At 70.8% G+C, this 25,746-nt stretch carries 29 protein-coding genes; 14 read left to right on the plus strand and 15 right to left on the minus strand.

The genetic code is table 11. The features are described 5' to 3' along the window. Window positions 1-6 precede the first annotated feature (6 nt). The 3 genes from AB0C21_RS21185 to AB0C21_RS21195 all read right to left on the minus strand — a co-directional run bounded on the left by AB0C21_RS21185 (window position 7) and on the right by AB0C21_RS21195 (window position 3,707). Window positions 7-636, minus strand: coding sequence for a dihydrofolate reductase family protein (locus AB0C21_RS21185; protein WP_500206256.1), 630 nt, complete (start codon window positions 634-636; stop codon window positions 7-9). A 99-nt stretch (window positions 637-735) separates the two neighbouring features. Continuing rightward, window positions 736-3,036 carry an ABC transporter permease gene (locus tag AB0C21_RS21190; RefSeq protein ID WP_500206258.1) on the minus strand — a complete coding sequence of 767 codons (2,301 nt, stop codon included), beginning with the start codon at window positions 3,034-3,036 and terminating at the stop codon, window positions 736-738. Further along, on the minus strand, window positions 3,033-3,707 hold the full coding sequence (locus AB0C21_RS21195) for an ABC transporter ATP-binding protein (protein WP_149262215.1): 675 nt from the start codon (window positions 3,705-3,707) through the stop codon (window positions 3,033-3,035). Before AB0C21_RS21195 ends, AB0C21_RS21190 begins: the two co-directional genes overlap by 4 nt. 139 nt (window positions 3,708-3,846) lie before the next feature. Between AB0C21_RS21195 and AB0C21_RS21200 the strand changes: the two genes are divergently transcribed. The 4 genes from AB0C21_RS21200 (at window position 3,847) to AB0C21_RS21215 (ending at window position 6,837) form a co-directional block, all read left to right on the plus strand. Then, complete coding sequence (locus AB0C21_RS21200; RefSeq protein ID WP_500206260.1) at window positions 3,847-4,623, plus strand: sensor histidine kinase; 777 nt, start codon at window positions 3,847-3,849, stop codon at window positions 4,621-4,623. Continuing rightward, window positions 4,620-5,267: a response regulator transcription factor gene (locus AB0C21_RS21205; RefSeq protein WP_500206261.1), complete on the plus strand. Its 648-nt coding sequence runs from the start codon at window positions 4,620-4,622 to the stop codon at window positions 5,265-5,267. The genes AB0C21_RS21200 and AB0C21_RS21205 overlap by 4 nt, the downstream gene beginning before the upstream one ends. 126 nt (window positions 5,268-5,393) lie before the next feature. Then, the gene (locus tag AB0C21_RS21210) at window positions 5,394-5,579 is read left to right on the plus strand and encodes a hypothetical protein (RefSeq protein WP_500206263.1); all 186 of its coding nucleotides are present in this window, start codon (window positions 5,394-5,396) and stop codon (window positions 5,577-5,579) included. A 184-nt stretch (window positions 5,580-5,763) separates the two neighbouring features. After that, window positions 5,764-6,837: a hypothetical protein gene (locus AB0C21_RS21215; RefSeq protein WP_500206265.1), complete on the plus strand. Its 1,074-nt coding sequence runs from the start codon at window positions 5,764-5,766 to the stop codon at window positions 6,835-6,837. Between the two features lie 96 nt (window positions 6,838-6,933). Here AB0C21_RS21215 and AB0C21_RS21220 read toward each other — a convergent pair whose 3' ends face one another. The 8 genes from AB0C21_RS21220 to AB0C21_RS21255 form a co-directional block, all read right to left on the minus strand. Continuing rightward, entirely contained in the window at window positions 6,934-7,179 is a 246-nt protein-coding gene (locus AB0C21_RS21220) for a hypothetical protein (RefSeq protein ID WP_500206267.1), read from the minus strand. 456 nt (window positions 7,180-7,635) lie between these two features. Beyond that, the gene (locus AB0C21_RS21225) at window positions 7,636-7,770 is read right to left on the minus strand and encodes a hypothetical protein (protein ID WP_500206268.1); all 135 of its coding nucleotides are present in this window, start codon (window positions 7,768-7,770) and stop codon (window positions 7,636-7,638) included. Window positions 7,771-8,154: 384 nt separating this feature from the next. After that, the gene (locus AB0C21_RS21230; protein WP_500206269.1) at window positions 8,155-9,483 is read right to left on the minus strand and encodes an HNH endonuclease signature motif containing protein; all 1,329 of its coding nucleotides are present in this window, start codon (window positions 9,481-9,483) and stop codon (window positions 8,155-8,157) included. Window positions 9,484-9,878: 395 nt separating this feature from the next. Further along, on the minus strand, window positions 9,879-10,649 hold the full coding sequence (locus AB0C21_RS21235; RefSeq protein ID WP_500206270.1) for a carbon-nitrogen hydrolase family protein: 771 nt from the start codon (window positions 10,647-10,649) through the stop codon (window positions 9,879-9,881). A gap of 265 nt (window positions 10,650-10,914) precedes the next feature. Continuing rightward, a complete protein-coding gene (locus AB0C21_RS21240; protein WP_500206271.1) occupies window positions 10,915-11,100 on the minus strand; it encodes a DUF397 domain-containing protein in 186 nt (61 codons plus the stop codon). Continuing rightward, the gene (locus tag AB0C21_RS21245; protein WP_500206272.1) at window positions 11,097-11,282 is read right to left on the minus strand and encodes a DUF397 domain-containing protein; all 186 of its coding nucleotides are present in this window, start codon (window positions 11,280-11,282) and stop codon (window positions 11,097-11,099) included. The genes AB0C21_RS21240 and AB0C21_RS21245 overlap by 4 nt, the downstream gene beginning before the upstream one ends. After that, window positions 11,279-11,476 (minus strand): DUF397 domain-containing protein, encoded by a 198-nt coding sequence (locus tag AB0C21_RS21250; RefSeq protein ID WP_500206273.1) that lies wholly within the window; start codon window positions 11,474-11,476, stop codon window positions 11,279-11,281. Before AB0C21_RS21250 ends, AB0C21_RS21245 begins: the two co-directional genes overlap by 4 nt. Further along, window positions 11,473-12,327 carry a helix-turn-helix domain-containing protein gene (locus AB0C21_RS21255; protein ID WP_500206275.1) on the minus strand — a complete coding sequence of 285 codons (855 nt, stop codon included), beginning with the start codon at window positions 12,325-12,327 and terminating at the stop codon, window positions 11,473-11,475. Before AB0C21_RS21255 ends, AB0C21_RS21250 begins: the two co-directional genes overlap by 4 nt. Before the next feature lie 234 nt (window positions 12,328-12,561). On the opposite strand from AB0C21_RS21255, the gene AB0C21_RS21260 reads away from it, so the two are divergent. Both AB0C21_RS21260 and AB0C21_RS21265 read left to right on the plus strand, forming a co-directional pair. Beyond that, a complete protein-coding gene (locus AB0C21_RS21260; protein WP_500206276.1) occupies window positions 12,562-13,038 on the plus strand; it encodes an ATP-binding protein in 477 nt (158 codons plus the stop codon). Then, entirely contained in the window at window positions 13,035-13,409 is a 375-nt protein-coding gene (locus tag AB0C21_RS21265; RefSeq protein ID WP_500206278.1) for a VOC family protein, read from the plus strand. Before AB0C21_RS21260 ends, AB0C21_RS21265 begins: the two co-directional genes overlap by 4 nt. Before the next feature lie 309 nt (window positions 13,410-13,718). Here the strand turns inward: AB0C21_RS21265 and AB0C21_RS21270 are convergent, their stop codons facing one another. The 3 genes from AB0C21_RS21270 to pdxR all read right to left on the minus strand — a co-directional run bounded on the left by AB0C21_RS21270 (window position 13,719) and on the right by pdxR (window position 17,168). Further along, a complete protein-coding gene (locus AB0C21_RS21270) occupies window positions 13,719-15,188 on the minus strand; it encodes an amidase (RefSeq protein WP_500206279.1) in 1,470 nt (489 codons plus the stop codon). Window positions 15,189-15,233: 45 nt separating this feature from the next. Next, the gene (locus tag AB0C21_RS21275) at window positions 15,234-15,632 is read right to left on the minus strand and encodes a cupin domain-containing protein (protein ID WP_500206281.1); all 399 of its coding nucleotides are present in this window, start codon (window positions 15,630-15,632) and stop codon (window positions 15,234-15,236) included. A 99-nt stretch (window positions 15,633-15,731) separates the two neighbouring features. Further along, a complete protein-coding gene (gene pdxR / locus AB0C21_RS21280; protein WP_500206283.1) occupies window positions 15,732-17,168 on the minus strand; it encodes a MocR-like pyridoxine biosynthesis transcription factor PdxR in 1,437 nt (478 codons plus the stop codon). 127 nt (window positions 17,169-17,295) lie between these two features. Here pdxR and AB0C21_RS21285 point away from each other — a divergent pair, with 127 nt between their 5' ends. Both AB0C21_RS21285 and AB0C21_RS21290 read left to right on the plus strand, forming a co-directional pair. After that, on the plus strand, window positions 17,296-18,192 hold the full coding sequence (locus AB0C21_RS21285; protein ID WP_500206285.1) for an NAD-dependent epimerase/dehydratase family protein: 897 nt from the start codon (window positions 17,296-17,298) through the stop codon (window positions 18,190-18,192). 101 nt (window positions 18,193-18,293) lie between these two features. Further along, on the plus strand, window positions 18,294-18,668 hold the full coding sequence (locus AB0C21_RS21290) for a VOC family protein (RefSeq protein ID WP_500206287.1): 375 nt from the start codon (window positions 18,294-18,296) through the stop codon (window positions 18,666-18,668). A 102-nt stretch (window positions 18,669-18,770) separates the two neighbouring features. On the opposite strand, the gene aceE is transcribed toward AB0C21_RS21290, so the two are convergent. Then, window positions 18,771-21,560 carry a pyruvate dehydrogenase (acetyl-transferring), homodimeric type gene (gene aceE, locus AB0C21_RS21295; protein ID WP_500206289.1) on the minus strand — a complete coding sequence of 930 codons (2,790 nt, stop codon included), beginning with the start codon at window positions 21,558-21,560 and terminating at the stop codon, window positions 18,771-18,773. 334 nt (window positions 21,561-21,894) lie between these two features. On the opposite strand from aceE, the gene AB0C21_RS21300 reads away from it, so the two are divergent. The 6 genes from AB0C21_RS21300 to AB0C21_RS21325 all read left to right on the plus strand — a co-directional run bounded on the left by AB0C21_RS21300 (window position 21,895) and on the right by AB0C21_RS21325 (window position 25,648). Further along, window positions 21,895-22,092 (plus strand): DUF1918 domain-containing protein, encoded by a 198-nt coding sequence (locus AB0C21_RS21300; RefSeq protein WP_500206292.1) that lies wholly within the window; start codon window positions 21,895-21,897, stop codon window positions 22,090-22,092. Between the two features lie 87 nt (window positions 22,093-22,179). After that, window positions 22,180-22,587, plus strand: coding sequence for a YjbQ family protein (locus AB0C21_RS21305; protein ID WP_149262236.1), 408 nt, complete (start codon window positions 22,180-22,182; stop codon window positions 22,585-22,587). Window positions 22,588-23,129: 542 nt separating this feature from the next. Next, a complete protein-coding gene (locus AB0C21_RS21310; RefSeq protein ID WP_149262237.1) occupies window positions 23,130-23,558 on the plus strand; it encodes a DUF3052 domain-containing protein in 429 nt (142 codons plus the stop codon). Window positions 23,559-23,577: 19 nt separating this feature from the next. Continuing rightward, a complete protein-coding gene (locus AB0C21_RS21315) occupies window positions 23,578-24,051 on the plus strand; it encodes a peroxiredoxin (protein ID WP_149262238.1) in 474 nt (157 codons plus the stop codon). 81 nt (window positions 24,052-24,132) lie between these two features. Beyond that, window positions 24,133-24,483 (plus strand): hypothetical protein, encoded by a 351-nt coding sequence (locus AB0C21_RS21320; protein ID WP_149262239.1) that lies wholly within the window; start codon window positions 24,133-24,135, stop codon window positions 24,481-24,483. Window positions 24,484-24,589: 106 nt separating this feature from the next. After that, complete coding sequence (locus AB0C21_RS21325; protein WP_500206295.1) at window positions 24,590-25,648, plus strand: ion channel; 1,059 nt, start codon at window positions 24,590-24,592, stop codon at window positions 25,646-25,648. The last annotated feature ends 98 nt before the right edge of the window (window positions 25,649-25,746 follow it).

The raw sequence follows: 25,746 nt of genomic DNA on the forward strand, positions 1-25,746 counted from the left end.
GCGGCTTCAGCCGTTCTGGTCGGATGCGGTCATGTCGCCCGTCTCTGGTGTGCCTTCGGCGAGGCCGTAGCGCAGGTACACGGTGCCGTTCGGGCTGGCCGCCGGCGGTTCGAGGAGCGTGACGTTCGCGGGCACCTCGCCGCCGTCGAACAGCTTCTTCCCGACGCCGAGCACGATCGGGTGGATCCAGAGGTCGAGGCGGTCGAAGAGCTTTTCGTGCAGGAGTGTCTGCACGAGGTTCAGGCTCCCGACGACCTTGACGTGCTCGTGCCGGTCACGGATCTCGCGGACCGCCCCGGCCAGGTCCGGGCCGAGCTGGGTGGACCCCTCCCACGACAGGTCGGGCCTGCCGCGGGAGGCCACGTACTTCGGAATGCTGTTGAACAGCTTGGCGATCTCGTCTCCCTCGCCGTCCTGGTGCGGCCAGTAGGCGGCGAAGATGTCGTACGTCCGCCTGCCGAGCAGGAGGGCGTCCGTGCCCTCGTACGCGGCGAGGATCTGGCCCCCGGTGACGTCGTTCATCAGCGGCGCCTGCCAGCCGCCGAAGGGGAACCCCAGCGGGTCCTCCTCGGGGCCGCCGGGCGCCTGCCCGACGAGGTCGAGGGTCGCGAACATCTCGATATGGATGAGGCCCATGGCTGCTCCCGATGGGTTGATTTTCCCGGTCACGAGGTAGACCCGCGGGCGCCGCCGGACTCATCGCCGCCCCGGTATCCGGCTTCGTACCCGCCGGGGTCACTCCGAGTGCAGGACCGCCGCCGTCTTGATCCGGGACGCCCGGCCCGCCGGGATCAGGGCGCCGAGCAGGGCGATCGCGACGCCCGCCAGGACGGACAGGAGCATCAGCGGCCACGGGAAGATCTCCAGGAGGCCGTAGGGGAGGACGAGGCCGCCGGTGTCGGCCATGGCCGGCAGCACCACATGGTGGGCGGCCACGCCCAGCGGCAGTCCGATGAGTCCGCCGACCAGGCCGAGCACGGCCATCGAGGCGAGCACGACCGTCAGGACCTGCCCCGGTGTCGCGCCCAGCGATTTCAGGACGCCGAAGTCGCGGGCCCGGTCCTTGGTGTTGAGGATCACCGTGTTGAACACCCCGAGTCCGGCGACCGTGGTCAGCCCCAGGGTCAGCAGGGTGAGGAGCCCGAGGAGGATCACCTGGCCGGATTCGACGCCCTCGGCGGCCGGGTGGGCCGGGATCCCGTCAGCGCTGAGCGCGGCGGCGTAGTCCTTCGGGGAGGTGCCGGGGGTGAGGGTGACCTCCAGAAGAGAGGTCACCATGCCGGTGCGCGGGCCGGAGGATTCCGGGGACGCTGCCGGCTTCTCGCGGTCGAAAAGCGAGGTGAGGGACGCCCAGTCCGTGAGGACGGTGTCGCCGCCGTCCACGAGCGCCGTCCCGACGATCCGCAGGGCGGCCTTCCTGCCGTCCACGGTCACGACGACGGTGTCACCGATCTTCTTGCCGCCGGTCTTCAGGAACGGGTCGCCCACGACGGCCTCGCCCGGCCCGCTGAGCCAGCGGCCGTGCACCATCCGGTAGCCGTGCCGGTCGGCGGTGCCCCCCTGGTAGGCCTTGACCTGCACCGGCCGGTCGAACCCGGGCACGTGCACCTGCTCGAAGCGCGTGACCGCGACCTTGGCGGTGCCGGGCCGGCCGGCCAGCGAGACCGTCCGGCCGCCGTCGAGGGGGACTATGACCTGGACGGTGTCGGTGAGTTCCGAGTCGGTGAGGTAGGCGTTGAGGGACCGGTTGAGGCCGGAGGCGAACGTCACCGCCGCCACCCCGAACGCGACGGCGGTGACGGTCATCGCGGTGCGGCCCGGCCGGGCGAACGGCAGTCCCAGGCCCAGGCTGACGGGGCGCGGCAGCCGCGTCCGGGCCAGCGCCCGCTGCACCCGCAGGGCCCGGCCCCGCCGCGTCGCCGCGCCCGCGCTGACCGCGACCGCCGTCGGGATCCGGCCCGCCCGGACGGCCGGCACCAGCGCGGTGACGACGGCGACGGCGAGCACGCCGGTGAAGGCCAGGACGTCCACCCAGACCGAGACGCCACTGGCGGTCGGCAGGTCGAACGAGTCACCCAGCGTGGTGGTGATCATTCCGGCCAGGACGTTGCCGGTCGCGATCCCGGCCATGCTGCCCAGCAGCCCCGGTATCGCGATCATCACCAGGTAGACGCCGGTGACCTGGGCGGGGGTGAAGCCGAGGGACTTGAGGACGCCGATGTGCCGGAATCCCGACACGACCGCGCCGCTGACCACGTTGCCGATGATGAGCACCGCGACGATCAGTCCGGCGATCCCGAACGCGACCAGGAACGGGATGACGGTGGTCCCCGCCTCGGTGGCCTGCTGGCGGGAGACGAGATAGGTCTGGCTCGCGGTCGCCGGCAGCCCGGCGGTGACGGTGCCGGCCGGGGCGTTCGGGTCGGCGAGCCGGTAGAGCATCTGTAGGCCGTCCGGAGCGGTCAGCTGCCCGGGCGCCACCCACGCCTGGGAGGACCGGGTGATCGACCGGCCGATTCCGACGATGGTGAAGGTCCCCCCGTTGCTGAAGGTCACCTTCCGCCCGATCGGGTCGAACGGGAACCGCGCGTAGTCGGTGCCCAGCACGATCTCGCCGGGGGCGGTGGCCCAGCGGCCGCTCCTGAGCGCCAGGCGGTCGACGGGGTCGTCGGCGCGGCCGATCCGCTCGGTGACCGTGAAGGGGCCGGGCGGAAGCAGCCCCGGACGGGTCCGGTCGGCCTCCTCCGGGACGTTCACGACCTGCGAGCGGAACGGGCCGCCCGCCGCCGTCACGCCCGGCCGGGACGCCGACGCCGCGACCTGCGCGGCCGTCGCCTTCGCGGGGTCGTAGGAGACCGTCAGATGGGCGCCGTGCTGCCGCGCGAACGCCTTGTCGTACGGACCGTCCACGGTGGCGAGCAGGCCCAGCGCGAGCACGACCGTCCCGGTCGACACCAGCAGCACCAGCGTGATGATGGTCGTCTGCAGCCTGCGCCGCCGCACCGCGAACCGCGCGGCCTGCCACACGGCCCTCACCGGGTCACCTCGGCGGCCACGCGGCCGTCCTCGAACGCCACGACCCGGTCGGCGACCCGGGTGGCGAGCCGCTCGTCGTGGGTGACGATGAGGAGGGTCTGGCCGATCTGGTTGAGGTCCAGCAGCAGGTCCATGACCTGCTCCCCGGCCCGCGAGTCGAGCGCGCCGGTCGGCTCGTCGGCCAGCAGCAGGGCGGGTCGGTTCATCAGCGCGCGGGCGACGCCGACCCGCTGCCGCTCCCCGCCCGACAGCACCACCGGGTAGGCGTTGCGCCGGTCGGCGATGCCCAGCTCGTCGAGCAGCTCCAGCGCGCGGCTCTGCGCCTGCTTGCGCGAGGTGCCGAGCAGCTGGGCCGCCAGCATCACGTTCTCCAGCACCGGCAGGTCGTCGAGCAGGTTGAAGAACTGGAAGACCATGCCGATGCGACGGCGCCGGTACCGGGCCAGCTCGGCCTCGCCCATCGCCGTGATGTCCTCGCCGCGCACCACCACCGTGCCCGAGGTGGGCCGGTCCAGGCCGGCGATCATGTTGAGGAGGGTCGACTTGCCCGACCCCGACGGGCCCATCACCGCGACGGCCTGACCGGCCTGGATGTCGAGGGTCACCCCCGCGAGCGCGGCGGTCTCGCCGTACTCCTTGCGTACGTCCATCAGCTGGACCATCGGTTCCATGGCGGTGACGGTACGAGCCCCGCCCCCGCCCGCGCGTCGGGTCCTGGATGTAAGTACGGGCCCGGGTCATCCGAGGGATGTACGGTCCTGGCCCGCCAGAATGATGCGTTCCGTCCCGGTCTGGCGGCAGGATGGGCGGATGCTGCCCGCGTGGCTCGTGCCCCTCCTCGCCGCGATCCCGTCCACATGGGCCCTGTGGGAGCGGCGCAGGCGCCGCGCCGAGCTCGGGGCGCGAACCTGGCTGCTGGAACGTGAACGCGAGGGCGCCGCGCGCCGGGCCGTCGAGGAGGAGCGGGCCCGGGTGGCCCGGGACCTGCACGACATCGTCAGCCACAGCGTCAGCGTCATGGTCGTCCAGGCGGGCGCGGCCCGGCACGGCGTCGACGGCGAGGCCGAGGACGCGCTGCTGGCCGTCGAGCGGACCGGCCGGGAGGCGATGACCGAACTGCGGAACCTGCTCGGCGTGCTCGCCCCCGCCCCGGACGGCGACGGTGAGGCGTTCGCCCCGCAGCCGTCGCTGGCGCACCTCGGAACCCTGGTCGACCGGATCGCGTTCGCGGGCCTGCCCGTCGACGTGACCGTGACCGGCGAACCGTGCCCGCTGCCCGTCGGGATCGACGCCACCGGGTATCGCATCGTCCAGGAGGCGCTCACCAACGCCCTGAAGCACGGCACCGCCGGGGCGACGGCGGAGGTGACGGTGACCTACGGGAGACGGAACCTGCGCCTGGAGGTCCTCAACACCGGCCCGAGCGTGCTCACCGGGACCGGCCCCGCCCCACCCGAGAACAAGGGCGGCCGGGGTCTGGCCGGCCTTCGCGAACGAGTCGCCGTCTACGGCGGCGACCTCGACGCCCGGCGCCGCCTGGGCGGCGGCTACCGCGTGCGGGCACGCATCCCCCTGGAGCGGCCGTGACCAAGGTGCTGATCGCCGACGACCAGACACTGGTACGCGGCGGCTTCCGGATGATCCTCAGCAGATCCGGGATCGAGGTCGTCGGCGAGGCCGCCGACGGCCTGGAGGCGGTGACCGCCGCACGTCGCCTCCGACCGGACGTGGTCCTCATGGACATCCGAATGCCCGGAATGGACGGCCTGGAGGCCACCCGCCGCGTCCTAGCCGACGACCCCGCATGCCGCGTACTGATCCTGACGACGTTCGACCTCGACCAATACGTGTACTCCGCCCTGGCCGCCGGCGCCAGCGGCTTCCTCCTGAAGGACGTCACCCCCGAACACCTGGTGGCGTCGGTGAAGCTCATAGAGACCGGCGACGCACTGCTAGCCCCCTCCATAACCCGCCGCCTCGTGGAGCGATTCGCCCGCCCCGCCCCGACACCCCAGGGCCTGGACGTCCTGACCCCGCGCGAGAAAGAGGTGCTCCGCCTGGTAGGCGGCGGCCTCTCCAACACCGAACTGGCCGCCCACCTCCACCTGAGCGAGGCAACGGTCAAAACCCACGTAACCCGCATCTTCGCCAAACTAGGCCTACGCGACCGAGCCCAAGCGGTAGTAGTCGCCTACGAATCAGGCCTAGTAGTACCCGGCACCCCAAAGTGACCTGACAAGCGCAGCCGGACCCTGGCCAGGTGCTGGTGGGCGTGACGTGACCTGGACTTAGGCGGCGGTGCGGCCGGGACCGGCCGCGGCGGGCGGCAAGCCCGGGCCCGAGGCGATGATGGGCTTGTGCGTTCTGAGGACGATCTGCTCTGCGAGGCCGCCGACCTGAACGGCTGGGCCCTGCGGTGGCTCCGCCATGTCGTGGCAGCGACCGCCCTCGCCGGCTTCGGTGGCCTGCCTTGGCCGGGCGGCGAGCGGGCTGCCATGGACGGCAAACGCATACCGGGAAGGTTCGCGGGTTACTCCTACTGACCCCTGGCTAGTGCGGTGAGCACGAACGTCCACCGGGGTGGGTGACACGCTGGAAGATCTCAGTCGACCCCGACTTCGACGCCAGGCCGGACCGGATCGAGGAGGTCATGTCCCGGCTTGCGGTAGAGGATCGTGCAGGAAGCGATCGTGTCGGTACGATCACCCCGATCGTGGGGGGGCGAGATTGTTCGGAATCTTCAAGCGGCGGCGCGAGGACGAGCTGGCGGAGATCGAAGCGGAGATCACCGCGTTCGGCGAGGAACTCGCACGGTTGCCGCTCGACCCGGGCGAACATGGCGCCGACCTTGACCTGATGGCCGACTACGGCCGCGCGCTGGACGCGTACGAGCAGGCCAAGCTGGACTTCCTGGGCGACCGTGACCGTGGGGACGCCGCCGACGTCCTGCGGAGTCTCGACCAGGGACGCCGCGCGCTCGCCCGCGTCAATGCCGCCCTGACGGGACGGCCCCTCTGCTTCTTCGACCCCCGCCACGGCCCGTCCGTGGACTGTGTCGCGTGGGCCCCGCCGGGCGGCGCCGCGCGCGACGTCCACGTGTGCGCCGCGGACGCGATCCGCCTCACCGAGGGGCTGCCGCCGATCGCGACGGGCGTCCGGCCGGAAACTCGCACCAAGCGGGCGGGGGACATCGGTGACACGCGCCGGCCACGCGAGCCGAAACAGGTGCCCCGACCTCCCCGTCCGGCGAAGCGACCTGGGCCGTTCAGAGTGGCGCCCCCGGACCTGGGCGCGAAGCACCACGTCAAAGGGCGAGGCAAAGGCGAAGCGCTGCTGCACCGCCCCGACTGGGAGGTCCCGTCGCTGGTCGTCGCCCGTCTCCACGAAGGCGGGCGGATCGAACACGTCCAGCAGGGAAAGGCCGTGCGGCTGGCTGATGTGCCGTCACCGTTCCGCATAGTGCGGCCGCTCTCCCTGCAGACAGACTGGCCCGTCCAACTGCGCATCACGGGCAACGGCACGTGGTCGGCATGGTTGCAGGCCAGTGACACCGTTCCGGTCATCGAGCGCGCCGTCGGCTCACGCGGTCCGTTCATCTTCCGCTACGTCGGCGGAGCGGCGCGGATCCAGATGCAGCACAGGGAAGGGGGCAGGTACTCCGTCACCGAACTGACCCCGGAGTTCCACCGGGGCCCCCACGTCCTGTCCGGCAAGGGGATCTCGTCCGCTGAGGGTCAGGTGGCGGGCTCGGTCTTCCTCCATGTGGAGGCGAAGGGCGAGTGGGTCATCAAAGTGATCTGAGCCCTTCCCGGCAGGGCCGCGTGGCCGGCCAGGGACAGCCTATGGACAGCCTGGGGATCCACCCGCTCGGTCGTGCTGAGGACCATGCCCCGCATGTCACCCGACCCGGTGAGCGTTCGTGGTCACCGCACCAGGCGCTGCCGCGGGTGGACGGATCGCCGGCAGCGCGGCCTCGGCGCAAGTCTCGCCTTCGCGCAGGTGGACCAGGGTCATCAGGGCCTGCATGCCCGCAGGCAGGCAGCGGCCCTTGCGGCCGATGGCCTGGCGGTGGCGGCGGACCACACCGGTGGCGTAGGTCAGGTTCCGGCGCGACAAAGGCAGCGAAGCACGGTACGAAAGCATGCGAGGCCATAACAATGGGGTGGTGGTTCAAGGGGGCCGGGTGTGGCTTATGTGAAGCTGCCTCTGGTGGGGACGGGGGTTGTGAGAGATCAACCGTCCTACCAGGGGCTTCTTGACGTCCGGCATCGCCCACGCCATCCGCGATCATGCTGTGACCAGCGCCTCCGAAGCTGCCGCTGAAAAAGGCTCAGTGAAATGGGCCAGTGCCCGGTCAATCTCCTCGACCGACTGGCGACGCCCTCACGGCGAAGTGGAGCCCCTGAATGCCGAACACCTTGTGGTGCAGGACGCGCTGCACGTCCGGGTGATCCAGACCGGAGACACCCGGGGCGCCGGCGCTGAGCCCCGGCACTGGATCGAGCACCAGGAGCTTGCTGCCCGCGCCACAGTCCTGAGCCGGAAGCCGGTGATCGCAGACCAGGGCAGGAAGACGCGATCGGGCGCAGCGTCGGTACTTCAGCGCAGCCCATGGGCGGACATGCGCATCGCGACCGCGGGGACGCCCATGGTGTTCCAGGTCTCTTCCAGATGCCGGAGGGCGGCGAACTGGCGCCACGATCCGAGCCACGGGATCGGGCCTGGCAGGAGCATCAGCCAGGTGACTTCCCATGCCGCCCCTGGGGGACGCGCATGGCTGTCAGCGCTGCGATCACGACGAAGAGGGCACCGCCCGCCATCCGCACCAGGCGGAGGTGCGTAGGGCCCGCAGCTTCCCCCTGCGGGCGGAGAACACGGCCTCACGGTCGATCTCGGCGATGAACTCGGATTCCTTAGGGGCTTGGGTGCACTCGATGAGTCTGCACCCCGGCCACCTCTGCTGTTCTGTCGCGTGAGGTTGGGAACGCGGGTTACTGCATTACTGAATCGCCCTCCTCGTTGCCGTTGGTGGGAGAGAGCACGCCAAGAACAAGCGCTGCTGCCCCGTCCGGGCCGGGTGAGCGGTTTGTCCCGGCTCCGCCGTCCGCGCGCCGCTGGTCAGGCGGCCCAGTTGAGGGTTGTGCGCGGCTCGACTGTGCCTGGCTCGACTGTGCCTGGCTCGACTGTGCCTGGCTCGACTGTGCCTGGCTCGACTGTGCCTGGCTCGACTGTGCGCGGATTGGTGGTCGGTGGGTGGGTGGTTGGTGTGCCGGGTGGGTGGAGCCGGTAGAGGTAGCGGCCGGTGGCGGGGTCTTGGGTGGTGTGGATGTGTTGGGGGTTGGTGTGTTTGTAGCGGTTGTGCCATCCGCAGCACAGGGCGAGTTTGTCGATGTCGGTGGGGCTGTTGCCGAGGGCCCATCCGTTGACGTGGTCGACTTCGCACAAGATTCCGGGGACTTCGCAGCCGTGCACCGCGCAGGTGGGGTAGAGGGTTTCCAGGACTTGGCGTTGGGCGGCGGTGGCGAACCGGACCCGGTGGCCCAGGTACAGCGGCGCGTGGCCGTTCCCCAGCAGCAGGGGTGAGACTCCGGCGGCCAGGGCGATGCGGCGGGCCTGCGGCGCGGGGATTGGTGTGCCGTCGGTAGACCTCGCGGGTGTGTGGCCGCCGGTAAGGGTTTCGAGGTCGCAGATGACGGTGACCTTGGTGGCCTTGTGCCCACCGGCCAGCACACTCGACAGGGCGGCGGCGGTGCGCTCGGGCAGGTCGCGGTGGTCGTCGGGCCCGGCCGGTTTGGCCAGGGGCGCCAGGGTGCCGTCCCAGACGGCGGCGTCCTCGGGGTTGAGCCAGCCGTTGAAGTAGCGGCCGCCGTCCAGCGAGCGGGTGGAGGTGATCCAGGACCGCTCATACCCGCGTTGGACGTCGTCGGGGGGCTGCTCGTGCCCGTCGCGTTCGGCGATCACCTCGCGGATGCGCCGGCCGAACACGGCGACCTTCCCTGCCGAGAAGCCCTGGCCGATCATGTCCAGCAGCAGGGTCTCGGCCTTGGCGCAGTCGTCATCGTCGAGGCGGGCGACGGCGTCGGCGACCGTGGTGGCGTAGCCGTAGGACAACTCACCTCTGGCCAGGAGTTCGGCGACCACAGGGAGCCGGTGGATATGGCGGGCCAGGGTGACGCGCTCCCTGGCGCGCGCGTCGCGCATGCCCAGTCGGGACCGCAGCCACGCCTGCGTGGAGGGGAACCCCCACCGGCGCGTCTCACCTGTCGCGTCGACTCGGGCGATGAACCCGGCCAGCGCGGCCTCGTGGGCGTCGGAGGCGGCGGCTAGCGTCTCGGCGAGTTCCATGCAAGCCGCTGGGGATTCGGGGGCGGGGCGGGCGGCGAGTTCGGCGGCGATCGCGGCGGCGGCGTCCACCAACTCCTGGGTGGACGCCACACCGAGATCCATATCCGTGACCGAACACATGCACAGAGTATATCGAACAGGTGGACCAATAGACGCGAGATTGGAGGCTGATTATTGTTACCGTGGGGATAGGTGAGACCCGGAGAAAGTGGAATCCGATTTACATACTTGCAGAAGTCGAGCATTCCCCTCAAAGTAGCCCGGCACCACAAAAACAACTAAAGGGTTAATCTGGTCAGCGGAGGGAGTGTCCCGCTACGAGGCAAGCCACCTGCAGTCGGGACCGGGGATCAGTCGGGCGTCCGGCCCTCCGCGCACGGTCGGCGGGCCGGGCGGGCGACCCGACACCAAACTCCTCGCTCTATTGAGGGGATTCCTAAACGTGGGATCCATCTCTCAAAGGGGAGTCAGGCTGCGCCTGCGTGTCTGACCCCGGATCAGGTGCTGGTCAGGTCCTGTCGCTGGTCGAGGTACCAGTTGCTGGTCTGGTTCAAGTCGATGGTCTGGTTCAAGTCGATGGTCGCCCGCAGCAGTTCGGGGTCGGCGGAGGCGGTCTCTGCGAGAACCTCGCCGCGAGGGTTGACGATCATGCTGGGGCAGTGTTGGAGGGGTTCGGCGGCGTTGCAGGCCAGGACGAACCGCTGGTTCTCGGCGGCTCGGCTGATGAGGTGGCTGCGCCAGACACCGGCGGGTTCGGTTGGGTTGGCTGCGTGAGTGGGGAAGAGCAGCAGGTCGGCGCCGGCGTCGACGAGATGGCGCCACTGTTCGGGGAAGCGGATCTCGCGGCAGATCTGCACCCCCACGGTGACCGTGCCTGTCTGAGTGGACAGGGACACTGGCGCCAGCCGGTCCCCAGGCCGCAGGTGGTCTCTTTCACTCATGGCCAGATTGACCTTGTGATAGACCCACCGCTGGCCATCAGGGCCGCAGTAGAACACAGCGTTCCTCCACGCGCCGCGGTCCCAGGCCAGCGACCCGCAGAACAGGTGGATCTCATGTCGTTGTGCAAGATCGGCCACGTGTCGGGCCGCCAGTTCTACATCTGTGATCCGGGAGTGGTCCTGCAGTGGTGACAGGTCGGTGCCGTATCCCGATAGCGCTCCTTCGGGGAGGAGTATGAGGTCGTCGGCGCGTCCCCGGGCCACAATCTGGCTGATTCGCTCCAGATTCTCCTCGATCACCCAGCTGACCTTCATCTGCGCGACCATCACCGAAAGTGAACCAGCCGAGTGCTTCACGCCTGTGGCCTCCCCGAGGGCTTGCCTCAGGGTGGCCCTTCGGTTGGTCGGATACGCGGTTCAGGACGCGGTACGCCGTCGCCCCACCAGCGGAGAATAGCTCCATCAGCTCGGTGATGGTGTAGTCGCCGGTGCCGTGCATGCGCACCAGTTCGGCCTACCCACGTGGGGTGAGCCGGGCTGTGGCGGCCCTTAAGGCGTTCGTGGGAGCGGGCGATTGTGTCCCGGTCAGCGATCACGGTTGTGATGCCAGATGGGCCAGGAGGCTGGTGAAGTGTTGGCGGGTGAGGGTGAGGTGTCCGGCGGCGGGGTTCTTGCTGTCGCGGATGCCGATGTGGTCGTGGAGGTCGGCGATCTCGACGCAGTTGCCTTCGTCGCCGCCGCTGTAGGTGCTCTTCCGCCAGCGGCTGGTGGCTCTCATGGTTGTGACGTCAGGTCGTTTAGGAGGGTGGTGAACGCCCGGCGGGTGAGGACGAGGTGTCTGGCGGCCGGGTTTTTGCTGTCGCGGATGCCGGTGTGGCCGTCGAGGTCGGCGATCTCGACGCAGTTGCCCTCGTTGCCGCCGCTGTGGCTGCTCTTGCGCCAGTGGGGCGGCGTGGTCATGGCTGTGCGGCGAGGCGGGTGAGAAGGGCGGCGAAGTTCTGGCGCGTGAGGGTGAGGTGTCCGGCGGCGGGGTTCTTGCTGTCGCGGATGCCGACGTGGCCGCTAAGGACGGCGATCTCGACGCACTCGCCTTCGTCCGGGCCGCTATGTGTGCTCTTGCGCCATCGGGCCTGGGGTGGATCGGAAAAGCTCATGTTTGTGACGCTATCTCGTCTATGAGCTTCATAGAAGCGGTTCTGCTGAGCGATACAGACAGCAATTGCGCGAAGGTCTGCTCGTGCGTGGCGACCTCATCGTCGTCCTCCACAAAGATGCTCTGACCAAGCTGATCAACCACGGTCACAGTGAGCCGTCCAGGTGGGCGTAGGGAGAGCAGATGGAAGGGGGTGGTGAGTCCGAGGTACTCGCCTGCTGACCAGGGAAGCACGTGCAGGCTCACATGATCGAGTCGTGCAGCTTCAGCTAGCCTTCGAACCTGGGCGCGGCGTATCTCGGGATCGCCGCCGACCTGGTAGTGGAGGATTGATTCTGCGATGATCGGCACGTAGCGAGGCGGATCAGGGCGGCTCAATACCCGCTGGCGAGATATGCGGAAGTCAACCAGGGTCTTGGCGACATGGGAATTCTTAGCGGGGCCGATCGCAATGATCTTTCGGATGTAGTCGGGGATCTGGAGAAGTCCCGGGACGATGGTGGACTGAAAGGTGCGGATCTTTGCGGCGTCTTCCTCCAGGCTGGCGAGGTCGAGGGCTGCGGCTGAGATGCGGCCCTCGCGCTCGCGTACCCATGTGCCGGGTTTGTGGGTGGCGAGGTGGAGGAGGGATTCGCGGAGGGGGCCGTCCTCGATCTCGTAGAAGTCGAGTAAGTCGCTGAGTTCCTCGGGGGCGACGAACTGGAGGCCGTTCTCGACCATGCTCACCCAGCCCTGGGAGCGGCCGAAGCGGCGGGCGACGGTGGCGACGGTCAGGTTGTGGCGGTCGCGGGCTTTGCGGAGCGCCGAGCCGATCCGGCGCTGGCGAACGGTGGGGGCGTTCCCGGAAGGCATCTTTTAAGAATGTCACCGAGTGTGGTGGCTCGTGCACGGAAACGCGGGCGGTTGAACGTTCAGTCGGGGAACGTTCAGGCCGCCTGACACGAGGGCTTCGGGCGGTGAGTGTGGCGGGCGACTCCGAACCGAAGGGAGGCGCACGATGGGAGCGCCCGAGACGAGAAGAATTCCGGTGGGATGGGAGGCGCGGCACTCGGCGGCGCGGCCCGGCGTGTCGTGGGTGGCGGGGTGATGAGCGGCGACCTGGTCGTGGTCGGCGCGATCACGTTGCCGGGCGTCCCCAGGTCGGTGGCGAACGCGCGGCGGTTCCTGCGGGACATGCTGCCCCCGGCCCATCCCGCGCTGGACGACCTGATGACGGTCGGGAGCGAAACCGTCTGCAACGCCATCCTCCACACGGCCTCGGGTGACGGCGGCTGGGTGACGGTCAGCCTCCTGGTCGGAGAGGGCATTCACCGCTTGGAGGTCGCCGACGACGGGGCGGACGGCAGGCGCCCCCGCGTCAAGGCGGAGGACGGCGCCGAGAGCGGGCGCGGGATGCGGATCGTCGAAGCCCTCTCGGACCGCTGGGGGTACCGGACGGACGGGGACCGCACGATCGTGTGGGCGGAGTTCCGTTTCGCGAACTCGTTCGGAAACTCCGACATGGGGTTGTCGCGGGGCTCTTCCGCGCTGTCGGCAGCAGCGTTCCAAGGAGGAGAACCATGACTGTTCCCGCTTTCAACACCGTCACGTGGTTCCAGGTCGGTACCGACGCGCCGGAGGAGGCCCGCCGGTTCTATGGCGAGATGTTCGGCTGGCAGTTCGCGCTCGACCCCGACAGCGACGGCTATGACCTGGTCAGCTACCCGGGGGCCGACATGCCGTCCGGTGGCATCTCTCATGAGCCGGACGCGTCCCGCAACCACGCGATGTTCCTGGTGCTGGTGGAGGACGTCGACGCCGTCTGCGACCAGACCGTGAAGTCCGGCGGCAAGGTCGCCATGCCGCCTCTGACCACGAACAACGGCCTCAAGTTCGCCTACTTGCAGGACCCGTCCGGCAACACCTTCGGCGTCTTCACCCCGCCCGCGCCCTAGGCCTCATCGAGCGGGACGTGAGGGCCTGGACTCCGGTGACCAGGTCGTCCGGGAGGTTCATCGGACGCGCGGCCGTCGCAGGGCGCGTCCGGACGCGGGGCGGTGCCGATCAGGATGAGCGAGCCCGCGAGGTCGTCCAGCAGCCCGGCCCCGCGGGCCGCCCCGGTCGGGTAGGTCGTACGACGGCGCGGGCCGTGACGGCCCGCAGCCCGGGAGGTCGACCCGGATGACCTGGTGCCGGGCTGCGAGCGCAGGGATCATGGGGTTCCGCGTGCCGCCCGCGGCCCTCGGCCGGTGGATGAGCCGTGCTCAGGCCGTGGGAGGTCGGGGGGCCGTCCAGTCCCACGGGGCGGCCTCTTCGAACTGGGCTGACAGCCGCAGGACGACCGCGTCGTGGCCGTGCGGTGCCGTGATCTGGACGCCGATCGGCAGGCCCGCGGCGTCGCGCCCGAAGGGGAGGGACGCCGCGGGCTGCCCGGTCAGGTTGGCGATCCGGGTGAACACGGTGTACCGGGCGATCACGTCGGCCGTGCCGGGGACGGCGGTGTCCAGGACGCCCAGGCGGGGCGGTGGTGCGGGCAGGGTGGGGCTCAGCCAGATGTCGTGATCCGCGTAGAACCCCGCGACCGTGCGGCCGAGTTGTTCCGTCTCCTGCAAGGCGTGGAGGACGGCGCTGCCGGTGACGCCGGCCGCCTCCTCGTACTGCCGCCGGGTCATCGGCTCCAGTTCGTCGTCGCCGAGGGCGCGGCCGCGGGCACGGACCACGGTGTCGACCAGGCCGCGCAGCCCGGCGCCGAACAGCACGTCCAGGGCCCTGCCCGGAAGGTCCGGATCGAACGAGGGCCCGGCGGCGCGGACCTCGTGCCCCAGGCGTTCGAACAACGCGGCGGCCTCTTCGACGGCGGCGGCGATCTCGGGATCGACGGGGGTGCCGTCGGGAGCGACCGTGGTGTAGCCGATGCGCAGGCGCACCGGCGGCCGCCGCACCGCCGCCGAGAAGGGCTCCTCCATGGCGGGGGTCGCGAACGGCGCGCCGGGGACGGCTCCGGCGGCGGCGTCCAGCAGGGCCGCGCTGTCGCGCACCGTCCGGGTCACCGCGTGGGAGACGGCCATCGGGACCGACAGGGCACTGGCCCGCGGACCGTTCCAGACCAGGCCGCGGGACGGCTTCATGCCGAACAGCCCGCAGGCGGAGGCCGGGATGCGGATGGACCCGGCGGCATCGGTGGCGTGCGCGGCGGGCAGAATGCCCGCCGCGACGGCGGCGGCCGCCCCGCCGCTGGAGCCGCCCGCGGAGTAGGCGGGGTTCCAGGGGTTCCTCGTCGGCCCGTGCAGCGCGGGCTCGGTGCTGGCGCTGGCGCCGAACTCCGCCGTGTTGGTCTTGCCGAGGACGGCGAGCCCCGCCGCGCGGTAGCGGATGACCAGGTCGGCGTCCCGCTTCGCGACCGCGTGCTCGAACATCCGGCTGCCGTGGGTCGAGGGCAGGCCGGCCACGTCGCAGTAGAGGTCCTTGATCCCGATCGGGACGCCGCGGAGCGGCCCGTCCGGCAGTCCCCGTGCCACCTCGTCGCGTGCCTCGTCCAGGCGGGTGGCGACGAGGGCGTTGATGGCCGGATCGCGCGTGGCGATCCGGTCGGCCACCAGTTCGAGGACCTCCTTCTCGCGCAGGTCGCCGTTCCTGATCAGTTCGGCGAGCCCGACCGCGTCATAGATGTCGAGGGGCGTGTCGAGGGGGGCCGGTCCGGGTTCCGGTGTCCGGTCCGGAGAACGGTTCGTCATCTCTGCTCTTTTCTCATCTGAAGGGCTTCGGGGCGTGGCGCGGGGTCAGTCGCGGGGTGCGCGGCGGTCTCGCCGCTGCCGGAGCTCCTCGTCGTCCACCAGCGTGAGCATCGGCCGGCCGGGGACGCACATCATCACGGCGACGAATCGGCTCCACCCGTCGGTGAGGTTGTTGGCCGCCTGGTAGTGGATGACGTCGCCGCCGGGTTCCCAGAACGTCTCGCCGGCGCGGACCACCCGCTCGGGCTCGCCTTCGAGTTCGAAGACCATTTCCCCTTCGAGCATGTAGCCGAACACCGGGCCCGCGTGGCGGTGCGGCGGGGTGCCCGGATCGCCGGGAGGCAGTTCGACGAGGACCGTCATCGCGCAGGCCCCGTCAGGGATCGACGGCTGCTGCTCCGCGAGCAACGTCAGGACGGTGCCCGACTCTTGCGTGTCTTCCATGCCCGGCACGCTAGGACCCGATCGGCCCCATCGGATGGGCCGTTCGGTGGTCAGATCATTGGGCTGCTTGGTGCCGCGGAGCCGACCGCTCCCGTCCGGTCAGCCGGTGCCGAGTTCGCTCAGGCGGCCGACCAGGGCGTCGATCGCGGGCCGGTAGGCGCGTGCCGGCGGGCTGCCGTACCCGACGACCAGCGATGGGGGCCGCGGTTCCCGGTCGAGGGGAGCGCGCAGGTAGGCGCCGAGCGCGTGCACGTCGACCGACGCGAGGCGCAGGGCGGCCGTCAACGCCGCCTCGTCAGGCGGGCCGGACGGCAGTTCGAGGATGGCGTGCAGGCCCGCCTCGATCCCGCGCACCCGCGTGCGCGGCAGCCGGGAGGCCACCGCCTCGGCGAGCAGGTCGCGGCGGTGGCGGTAGGAGCGGCGGACCGTGCGCAGGTGGCGGTCGTAGCCGCCGGAGTCGATCAGGCGGGCGAGTGCGAGCTGTTCGAGCGGGCTCGTCGGTTGCGCCCGGCGCTTGGCCTCGACCAGCGGTTCGAGCAGCGGCGGCGGGCAGGCGATCCAGCCGAGCCGCACCGCCGGGCCGAGGCTCTTGCTGGCCGACCCGGCGTACACGACGCGGGACGGCCGGCGGGCCTGGAGCGCGCCGACGGGCTTGCGGTCGTAGCGGAACTCCCCGTCGTAGTCGTCCTCGACGATCCAGCCGAGGTTCTCGTCCGCCCACGCCAGCAGGTCGGCGCGGCGTGCGGGCGCCATGCTCATCCCGAGCGGGAACTGGTGCGCCGGCGTGCACACGGCGACCCCGGCCCCGGAGGCGGACAGCTCCGCGCAGGACATCCCGTCGGCGTCCACGGCGATGTCGGCCACGTCCAGACGGGAGGAGACGATGCGGACATGGTTGCCGACCGCCGGGTTCTCCATCGCGACGCGGCCCGTCCCGAGCTCGGCGAAGACCTCGGTGAGCAGGGCGAGCGCCTGCGTGAACCCGGAGCAGACGACCACATGGGACGGGTCGACACGGACCCCGCGCACGCGGCCCAGATAGGCGGCCAGCGTCGTGCGCAACTCCAGGCGCCCCCTGGCGTCGCCTCGGGCGAAGGCGTCGGCAGGCGCCTCCCGCAGGACGTGGCGCATGGCGCGGCCCCAGGAGTCGCGCGGGAAGGAGCTGCTGTCCGCCTGGCCGGGTCGCAGGTCATGGCGCGGCGCCGCCGGGACCGGGCGCTCCGGCGCGGTGGAGGCCGGCGTGGAGGCCCCGGCCGCGACGCGCGTGCCGGATCCGGAACGTGAGGTGAGCCAGCCCTCGGCGACCAGCTGCTCGTAGGCGGCGGCCACGGTCCCGCGGGCCAGCCCGAGCTGGGCGGCGAGCTCCCTGCTGGAGGGCAGCCGCGTCCCGGCCCTGAGCCGCCCGTCGCGGATCGCGGACCGCAGCGCCTCCTCGACCGCCCGCCGCCGGCCGCCACGGGGCGGGATCTGCAGGAGCAGCTCCGGACCGAAGCCCGGCCCGAGAGGAGGCGCGAAGCTGTCCAATCTTTCGTCCATGCAATGGCCCAGCCTAGTGGGCCGCTCCGCTCGTAGGTTGGCGGTGCCCGGAGGCCGGGCCGCTCGACTGCCCCGTCATGCCCGGCCACGGGGGCCCATCGAAGATCCGCAGAGAAAGGAGCCCGCCGTGCGCGTCTTCGTCGCCGGCGCCACAGGCGCCGTGGGCCGGTTCTTGGTGCCGCTTCTCCTCGAGGCCGGACACCAGGTCACCGGTACCGCCCGGACCCGGGCAGGGCTGGACCGGTTGCGCGCGCAAGGCGCCACCCCCGTCCAGGTCGACGTGTTCGACGCCGACGGCCTGGCCGGGGCGGTCGCGGCCGCATCCCCCGACACCATGATCCACCAGCTCACCGCGCTGGCGAAGGGCACGCCCGCCGACAACGGGCGGATCCGCAGGGAGGGCACGCGCAACCTCGTCGACGCCGCGGTGCGGGCCGGCGTGACCCGCATCGTCGCGCAGTCCGTCGCCTGGGCCTACGCGCCCGGGGACGCGCCGGCCGGTGAGGACGTCCCCCTCGACCGGTCGGCCCCTCCGCCGCGGTCGAACATGATCGGCGGCATCACGGCCCTGGAGGAGACGGCCGCCGAACTGGACGAGCACGTCGTCCTGCGCTACGGCACCTTCTACGGGCCGGGGACCTGGTACTCGCCGGACGGTCTCGTCGCCGACGTGCTCCGGGGGGAGGGCGACGCCGGCGGGGCCGCCGCCTTCGTCGGCCGGTTGCAGGCCGACGACGGCGTCACCTCCTTCGTCCACGTGGAGGACGCCGCCAGGGCCGCGGTCGCCGCCCTCGACTGGCCGAGCGGCCCGGTCAACATCGTCGACGACGACCCGGCGGCCGCCCGGGACTGGCTGCCCGTCCTGGCCGCCGCGTTCGGGGCTCCGCCCCCGCCTCCGGCCACCGGCCGCGCGGGCTGGCAGCGCGGAGCGAGGAACGCCCGCGCGAGATCGTTCGGCTGGCAGCCCCGCCATTCCAGCTGGCGGACCGGCTTCACCACGATGGAGGGGGCCGGGAGGACCTGAGGAGAAAGATCGCTCGGATCGAATTCGTTCGGAAACTCCGACATGGGGTTGTCGCGGGGCTCTTCCACGCTGTCGGCAGCAGCGTTTCGAGGAGGAGACCAATGAACGTTCCCGCTTTCAACACCGTCACGTGGTTCCAGGTCGGTACCGACGCGCCGGAGGAGGCCCGCCGCTTCTACGGCGACATGTTCGGCTGGCAGTTCGCGCTCGACCCCGACGCCGACGGCTACGACCTGGTCACCTACCCGGGCGCCGACATGCCGTCAGGCGGCATCTCCCACGAGCCGGACGCGTCCCGCAACCACGCGATGTTCCTGGTGCTCGTGGAGGACGTCGAAGCCGTCTGCGACCAGACCGTGAAGTCCGGCGGCAAGGTCGCCATGCCGCCCCTGACCACGACCAACGGCCTCAAGTTCGCCTACTTGCAGGACCCGTCCGGCAACACCTTCGGCGTGTTCACCCCGCCCGCGTCCTAGACGCGGACATGGAGAGGGCCCCGAGGCGAACCTCGGGGCCCTCACCGCGCCCGGCGGTGATCGCGGCCTACACCTCCGCGATCACCCCTTCGGGCCTCAACCTCAGGCGTCGCCGCCCGTGTTGCTTTCTGCGCTGCCGACGCCGCCTGCGAAGACGTCGCTGACCTCGGCGTCCAGCTTGTAGCGCCGGATCGCCTCGGTCAGGGTCTCCGGCTTGATCTCGCCGTGGCGGGCGAGGCGGGTGAGCACCGCGAGGACGATCGACGCGGCGTCCACGTTGAAGAACCGGCGGGCGGCGGCGCGGGTGTCGGAGAACCCGAACCCGTCCGTGCCGAGCGAGGTGTAGTCACCGTGGACCCACGGCGCGATCTGGTCGGGCACGGCGCGCATGTAGTCCGACACCGCGACGATCGGCCCGGCGACGTTGTCGAGGACCCGGCTGACGTACGGGACGCGCTGCTCGGCGTCGGGGTTCAGCAGGTTCCAGTCGTCGCAGGCGCGGGCCTCGCGGGCCAGCTCGTTCCACGAGGTGGCCGACCACACGTCCGCGGCGACGCCCCAGTCCTCGGCGAGGAGCCGCTGCGCCTCCAGGGCCCACCGGCCGCCGACGCCGGACGCGAGGATCTGCGCCCGCGGGGCCTCGCCGTTCCCGGAGGCGACCTCCGGGGCGGCCTTGTGCCGGTACAGGCCCTTGAGGAGCCCGTCGACGTCGAGGTTCTCGGGCTCGGCGGGCTGCTGGTACGGCTCGTTGTAGACGGTGAGGTAGTAGAAGACGTCCTCGCCGTTGGGGTGCTCCTCGGACGACCCGTACATGCGGCGCAGCGCGTCCTTCACGATGTGGGCCAGCTCGAACGCCCACGTCGGGTCGTAGTGGACGCACGCCGGGTTGGACGCCGCGAGCAGCGGGGAGTGGCCGTCGGCGTGCTGGAGGCCCTCACCGGTGAGCGTGGTGCGGCCGGCGGTGGCGCCGAGCAGGAACCCGCGGCCCATCTGGTCGCCGAGCGCCCACATCTGGTCGCCGGTCCGCTGGAACCCGAACATCGAGTAGAAGATGTAGACCGGGATCATGTGCTCGCCGTGCGTGGCGTACGCGGTGCCCGCCGCGATGGTGGACGCCATCGAGCCGGCCTCGCTGATGCCCTCGTGGAGCATCTGGCCGCTTTCGGCCTCCTTGTACGACAGCAGCAGCTTGCGGTCGACCGCGTCGTAGGTCTGCCCGTGCGGCGAGTAGATCTTGGACGTGGGGAACAGCGAGTCCATGCCGAACGTGCGGTACTCGTCCGGGGCGATCGGTACGAACCGGGCGCCGATGTTCTCGTCCTTGATCAGGTCCTTGAGCAGCCGGACGAACGCCATGGTCGTCGCGATGTTCTGCTTGCCGGACCCCTTCTTCAGCTCGCTGTAGACGGGGTCGCCGGGCAGCTTGAGCGGCTTGGCCCGCACGACCCGCTTCGGCAGGAACCCGCCGAGGGCGGCGCGGCGCTCGCGCATGTACTGGATCTCTTCGGAGTCCTCGCCCGGGTGGTAGTAGGGCGGCAGCGGCTGCTCCAGCGCCGAGTCGGGGATGTCCAGGTAGAGGCGGTCCCGGAACTCCTTCAGCTCGGCCTTGGTGAGCTTCTTCATCTGGTGGGTGGCGTTGCGGGCCTCGAAGTCGGAGCCGAGCGTCCAGCCCTTGATGGTGTGCGCGAGGATCACGGTCGGCTGCCCGACGTGCTCGCGGGCGGCCTTGAACGCCGCGTAGACCTTGCGGTAGTCGTGCCCGCCGCGCGACAGCTTGCGCAGCTCGTCGTCCGACAGGTGCTGGACGATCTTGCGCAGCCGGGGGTCGGCGCCGAAGAACTTCTCCCGGATGTACTCGCCGGACTCGACGGTGAACGTCTGGAACTGGCCGTCGGGGGTCGTGTTCATCTGGTTGACCAGGACGCCGTCGACGTCCTGCGCGAGCAGCGGGTCCCAGTCGCGGCCCCAGATGACCTTGATGACGTTCCAGCCGGCGCCGCGGAAGAACGACTCCAGCTCCTGGATGATCTTCCCGTTGCCGCGCACCGGGCCGTCGAGCTGCTGGAGGTTGCAGTTGACGACGAAGGTGAGGTTGTCGAGCTCCTCGCGGGCGGCGAGGCCGATCGCGCCGAGCGACTCCGGCTCGCCCATCTCGCCGTCGCCGAGGAACGCCCACACGTGCGAGCGGGACGTGTCCTTGATCTTGCGGTTGTACAGGTACCGGTTGAACCGGGCCTGGTACACCGAGTCGATCGCGGTCAGGCCCATGGACACCGTGGGGAACTCCCAGAAGTCCGGCATGAGCCGCGGGTGCGGGTAGGACGACAGGCCGCCGCCGGGGTGCGAGTGCTCCTGGCGGAACCCGTCGAGCTTCTCCTCGGGCAGCCGTCCCTCGAGGAACGCGCGCGCGTAGATGCCGGGCGCCGCGTGCCCCTGGATGAACACCTGGTCGCCGGACTCGCCGTGGTCCTTGCCGCGGAAGAAGTGGTTGAAGCCCACCTCGTAGAGCGAGGCGGCGGAGGCGTAGGTGGCGATGTGGCCGCCGACGCCGAGTTCGGGGCGGTTCGCCCGCGACACCATGATCGCGGCGTTCCACCGGATGTAGGCGCGGATGCGCCGTTCCACATGCTCGTCGCCGGGGAACCAGGGCTCCGACTCCGGCGGGATCGTGTTGATGAAGTCGGTGCTGCGCAGGCCGGGTACGCCGACCTGGAGTTCACGCGCCCTTTCCAGGAGCCGCAGCATCACGTAGCGCGCCCTGCCGCGGCCCTCGGTCTTGATGACCGTGTCCAGCGACTCCAGCCACTCCCGGGTCTCGTCCGGGTTGATGTCGGGCAGCTGGCTCGGCAGCCCGTCGCTGATGATCGAAAAGCGTTGACGTCCGGAAGCCACGGGGTCCCCTCTGTCCTTACCGTCTGTGCTGGTCAGACCTGGGCCGCCGCGCGGGAGGCCACCGGTCCCGGCAGACTGTTCGTCGCCTCGGTTCGTGATCCATCGTCGCCGCTAATCTCGGCTAACGCATCTCTACCAACCAGTAACCATTGTCCCCGGTCAGCGCGGGGGCCGACCCGGTGCGACCACCTTTTTCACGGTCCCCGGGAGATTCCCTCCAGCCGGGTGCGGGGAAGGTATGAGGCTGGGGGCGACGAGCACCCTGGGAGCCGACGAGCGCCCACCTGCCCGGCACGGTCCGCCCCGGCGGCGGACGGGTGAGCTTGGGGGAAGGATGAACGGAAAGATCGGAGACCGGCTGCACGTCCACGCCAACGTGGTGGGGCAGCCCGACCGCATGGGCGAGATCGTCGAGGTGCGGGGCAAGGACGGCGGCCCGCCGTACCTGGTCAGGTTCGACGACGGCCACGAGGCCCTCGTGTACCCGGGGCCGGACGCGGTCATCGAACCGCGCGCCAAGGCGTCCCGCTAGCCGCGGCACCGGCCCCGGATCCGTCCCCGTGCGGTTCTGTCTCGGAGCGGATGCGTCCGGTGCCGCGGATGGGGTAGACACGGGATCATGGAGAGCACCGTGGTCCGGGTGACCACCGGTACGGGCGAGGCCGTGCACGACATCACGGCGGAATGCGAGCGTTTCGCCGCGTCCGCGGGTGGTGACGGGCTCCTGCACGTCTTCGTCCCGCACGCGACCGCCGGCGTGGCGATCATCGAGCTGGGCTCCGGCAGCGACGACGACCTGCTGGCGGCCCTGGGCGACCTGCTGCCCGCGGACGACCGCTGGCGGCACGCGCACGGCTCGCGGGGCCACGGCCGGTCGCACGTGATGCCCGCCCTCGTGCCCCCGTTCGCGACCCTGCCGGTCGTGGGCGGACGCCTCGCGCTGGGCACTTGGCAGTCGGTGGCCTTGGTCGACCTTAATGTCGACAACCCCGATCGGCAGGTTCGGCTGTCGTTTCTCAAAGGATGAGCAGCGCGAACCGGGGGGTGTGGGGGGTCGTCCCCCCACAAGGTGCAGGGTTGAGCGGCGCGAACCGGGGGGTGTGGGGGGTCGTCTCTCCACATGGTGCAGGGTTGAGCGGCGCGAACCGGGGGGTGTGGGGGGTCGTCCCTCCACATGGTGCAGGGTTGAGCACCGCGAATCGCGGGGTGTCGGGGGTCGTTTCGCTACATGCTGTAGGAATGAGCACGGTAAACCGGCGAGTGTGGGAGGTCGTCCTGCCGCATGGTGCAGGGTTGAGCAGCGTGAACCTCAAGGTGCGGCCGGGCGCCTCTCTGCGGGGTACGGAGTTGAGCGGGCCAGTATCACGGTCGGTGGGCGTCCGGTGACCGGGATCTTCGTAATCGGGCCAATGGGGTCACCAAAAGCCGGGAAGACACTTGCGCAAGGGGCCCTCACTTGTGTGGACTGTCCCGCAAACACCGCACAGGTGCGGGCGGGCCGCCCGTCCAGGGGGGCCGAGAGCGACAAGGGCTCGAACCGTGCGGACTGACGACAATGGGAGGACTTTCGTGAGCGCGACCGCGGGTCAGGCGCAGTCTGAGCGCAGCCTGGCCGAACGGCTCGGCCTCAAGCCGGGCCAGGTGGTGCAGGAGATCGGCTACGACGAGGACGTCGACGAGGAGCTCCGCCGCTCCGTCGAGGAACTCACGGGGAACGAGCTGGTCGACGAGGACTACGAGGACGTGGTCGACATCGTGCTGCTGTGGTGGCGCGAGGAGGACGGCGACCTGTTCGAAGGCCTGACCGACGCGATGATCCCGCTCACCGGCGGCGGCAACATCTGGCTGCTGACGCCGAAGGCGGGCCGGGACGGGCACGTGGAGCCGAGCGACATCGGCGAGGCCGCGCAGACCGCCGGCCTGTCGCAGACCAGCAGCGTCAGCGCGGCCCGGGAGTGGTCCGGCACGCGGCTGGTCGCCCCCAAGGTGCGCAAGTAGCGCCGGGGCTGGAGAGATCTTGGCGGTCAACGTAGGCGACACCGCACCGGACTTCGAGCTGAAGGACCAGCACGGCACTCCGGTGAGGCTGTCGGACTTCCGGGGCGGCAGGAACGTCGTCCTGGTGTTCTATCCGCTGGCGTTCAGCGGCGTGTGCACGGGCGAGCTGTGCGCGCTCCGCGACGAGCTGTCCAGCCTGGTCGCCGGGGACGGCGCCGGCGACGACGTGCAGGTGCTCGCGGTCTCCGTCGACTCGATGTTCGCGCTGCGGGCCTGGTCCGATCAGGAGGGCTTCCCGTTCCCGCTGCTGGCCGACTTCTGGCCGCACGGCGGGACGGCCCAGCGCTACGGGGTGTTCGACGAGGTCAGGGGCGTCGCGCAGCGCGGCACCTTCATCATCGACACCGAGGGCGTGGTCCGCTGGAAGGTCGTGAACGCGATCCCGGACGCACGTGACATCGACGAGTACCGCAAGGCGCTCGCCGGGCTCTGAGCGAACCGGACCGGTTCCGGCTCATTTCGCGGCCATCCGGACCGGATGGCCGGAACCGGCCCCCGCACCCCTGGAGGTGTGATGCCCTGCTTTCGCTGCGGGGCGCGGCAGACCGACCCCGTGCGCGGGGCGAGCCCGTGGAAGCGCGGGGTCCGGGCGGACCACCAGGTCCTGATCTGTCCTCGGTGCCAGGTCGTCCACGACTGGGCGGACGAGCTGGACCACTGCTCGGAGTGCGGCTCGGCCGCGCTGGTCTGCCGGCTCGGCGAGGTGGAGTGCCGTGACTGCGGCCATACCCGCGACGCCGTCCGGGAGGAGCCCGACCAGGCCGACCTGGTGCACTCGGGCGCTCAGCCGCCCGCCGACGGCGGCCTGTCCGAGGAGGTCGCGGCGGCGCTATCGCGCGTCCTGAAACGGGGTCCCGCGCTCTGAGGAGACCGGCCGGATCTGGACGCGTACCCCCGCTCCGGGCCGAACTGGGGCAACCCCGGCTCTTCCAGGCTTGACGCGGCATTTTGCCTGGTGGGACTCTTCGCGGATGCCGATCGTGCTGATGCGCCTGGTGCACCGGATCACCGGGCGGACGTGGCGCGTGCCCGCGCTGGTCCTCCTCACCGCCTTCGTGGCGGGCTGGCTGCTCATCGCGGTGTTCGAGGAGCCCGGAGCCGAGATCAAGAAGCCGCACGAGTACATCTGGTACTTCCTGGTCAGCGGCACGACCACCGGTTACGGCGACCTGGCCCCGGCCACGGTCGGCGGCCGGGTCGGCGGGGTGCTCGTCATGATCGCGGGGCTGACCGCGGGGCTGGTGATGTTCGCCGAGCTGACGCTCTGGATGGGGAAGGGACGGGCCATGAGGGCCAACGGCCAGGCGCGGCTGCACAGGCGACGGCACATCGTGATCGTCGGGTACGAGCGTGAGGGGCTGGTCGGCATCATCCGGCAGCTGCGCGCCGACCCGCAGTTCGCGAAGACACAGGTGGTGACGGTCTTCTGGCCGGGCGAGCTGGCGGGGGAGAACCCCGACCCGGAGCTGTACGACGTGGTGGTGTTCGACGACACCGCCTTCGAGCGGGCCTGCCTGGAGCACGCGCGGACGGTCCTGGTGGTCGGCCGCAGCGACGACGAGACGGTCCGGGTGATGCTGACCGTCGAGGCCTACCTGCGGCGCAACGGGGACCCGTCCGTCCATCTGCTGGCCGGGGTGCGCGACGGCGGGCGCCGCGCAGAGATCACCGAGGCCCTCCGGCTGGTCGGCGAGAACATCGAGCCGGTCGACATCGACGATCCCGCCGTGACGGCGGCGGCGATCCGCAACCCGGGCATCGCCGCCATCTACCACGACCTGGCGAGCACGCTCGACAGCGACGGCACCCTGTACCGCGTCGACATCCCCGAGGACGCCGGCGAGTGGACCCGGATCGACGTGGCGGTCTTCCTCCTCCGCCGGGGGAACACGCTCCTCGCCGTGGGCGACTCGCACCGCCCGGACGCCCGCTTCCGTCTGGCGCCCGAGCCCGACGAGAGGATCCGGGGCGGCCAGTCGCTCGCGGTCGTCGCCATCGACCGCCCCGAGATCCCCTGGAACGAGCTGTAGAGAACCGGGAGGGCGCCCCTCGCGCCCGCTCAGGACGCCCTCCCGGCGGCCGCGGACGTGCGGCCCGGGGCACAGGTCCAAGGCCCCGGGGCCTCCCC

It is taken from the genome of Spirillospora sp. NPDC049024 (assembly GCF_040649235.1).
Lineage (GTDB): Bacteria > Actinomycetota > Actinomycetes > Streptosporangiales > Streptosporangiaceae > Spirillospora.

Bases quoted from the DNA above. Each gene is read 5' to 3' on its own strand.
- AB0C21_RS21185 (WP_500206256.1), bottom strand. From the start codon at position 636: ATGGGCCTCATCCATATCGAGATGTTCGCGACCCTCGACCTCGTCGGG.
- AB0C21_RS21195 (WP_149262215.1), bottom strand. From the start codon at position 3,707: ATGGAACCGATGGTCCAGCTGATGGACGTACGCAAGGAGTACGGCGAG.
- AB0C21_RS21200 (WP_500206260.1), top strand. From the start codon at position 3,847: ATGCTGCCCGCGTGGCTCGTGCCCCTCCTCGCCGCGATCCCGTCCACA.
- AB0C21_RS21220 (WP_500206267.1), bottom strand. From the start codon at position 7,179: ATGCTTTCGTACCGTGCTTCGCTGCCTTTGTCGCGCCGGAACCTGACC.
- AB0C21_RS21225 (WP_500206268.1), bottom strand. From the start codon at position 7,770: ATGCTCCTGCCAGGCCCGATCCCGTGGCTCGGATCGTGGCGCCAGTTC.
- AB0C21_RS21230 (WP_500206269.1), bottom strand. From the start codon at position 9,483: ATGGATCTCGGTGTGGCGTCCACCCAGGAGTTGGTGGACGCCGCCGCC.
- AB0C21_RS21235 (WP_500206270.1), bottom strand. From the start codon at position 10,649: ATGGTCGCGCAGATGAAGGTCAGCTGGGTGATCGAGGAGAATCTGGAG.
- AB0C21_RS21240 (WP_500206271.1), bottom strand. From the start codon at position 11,100: ATGAGAGCCACCAGCCGCTGGCGGAAGAGCACCTACAGCGGCGGCGAC.
- AB0C21_RS21245 (WP_500206272.1), bottom strand. From the start codon at position 11,282: ATGACCACGCCGCCCCACTGGCGCAAGAGCAGCCACAGCGGCGGCAAC.
- AB0C21_RS21250 (WP_500206273.1), bottom strand. From the start codon at position 11,476: ATGAGCTTTTCCGATCCACCCCAGGCCCGATGGCGCAAGAGCACACAT.
- AB0C21_RS21255 (WP_500206275.1), bottom strand. From the start codon at position 12,327: ATGCCTTCCGGGAACGCCCCCACCGTTCGCCAGCGCCGGATCGGCTCG.
- AB0C21_RS21260 (WP_500206276.1), top strand. From the start codon at position 12,562: ATGAGCGGCGACCTGGTCGTGGTCGGCGCGATCACGTTGCCGGGCGTC.
- AB0C21_RS21265 (WP_500206278.1), top strand. From the start codon at position 13,035: ATGACTGTTCCCGCTTTCAACACCGTCACGTGGTTCCAGGTCGGTACC.
- AB0C21_RS21270 (WP_500206279.1), bottom strand. From the start codon at position 15,188: ATGACGAACCGTTCTCCGGACCGGACACCGGAACCCGGACCGGCCCCC.
- AB0C21_RS21275 (WP_500206281.1), bottom strand. From the start codon at position 15,632: ATGGAAGACACGCAAGAGTCGGGCACCGTCCTGACGTTGCTCGCGGAG.
- pdxR (WP_500206283.1), bottom strand. From the start codon at position 17,168: ATGGACGAAAGATTGGACAGCTTCGCGCCTCCTCTCGGGCCGGGCTTC.
- AB0C21_RS21290 (WP_500206287.1), top strand. From the start codon at position 18,294: ATGAACGTTCCCGCTTTCAACACCGTCACGTGGTTCCAGGTCGGTACC.
- AB0C21_RS21300 (WP_500206292.1), top strand. From the start codon at position 21,895: ATGAACGGAAAGATCGGAGACCGGCTGCACGTCCACGCCAACGTGGTG.
- AB0C21_RS21305 (WP_149262236.1), top strand. From the start codon at position 22,180: ATGGAGAGCACCGTGGTCCGGGTGACCACCGGTACGGGCGAGGCCGTG.
- AB0C21_RS21320 (WP_149262239.1), top strand. From the start codon at position 24,133: ATGCCCTGCTTTCGCTGCGGGGCGCGGCAGACCGACCCCGTGCGCGGG.
- AB0C21_RS21325 (WP_500206295.1), top strand. From the start codon at position 24,590: ATGCCGATCGTGCTGATGCGCCTGGTGCACCGGATCACCGGGCGGACG.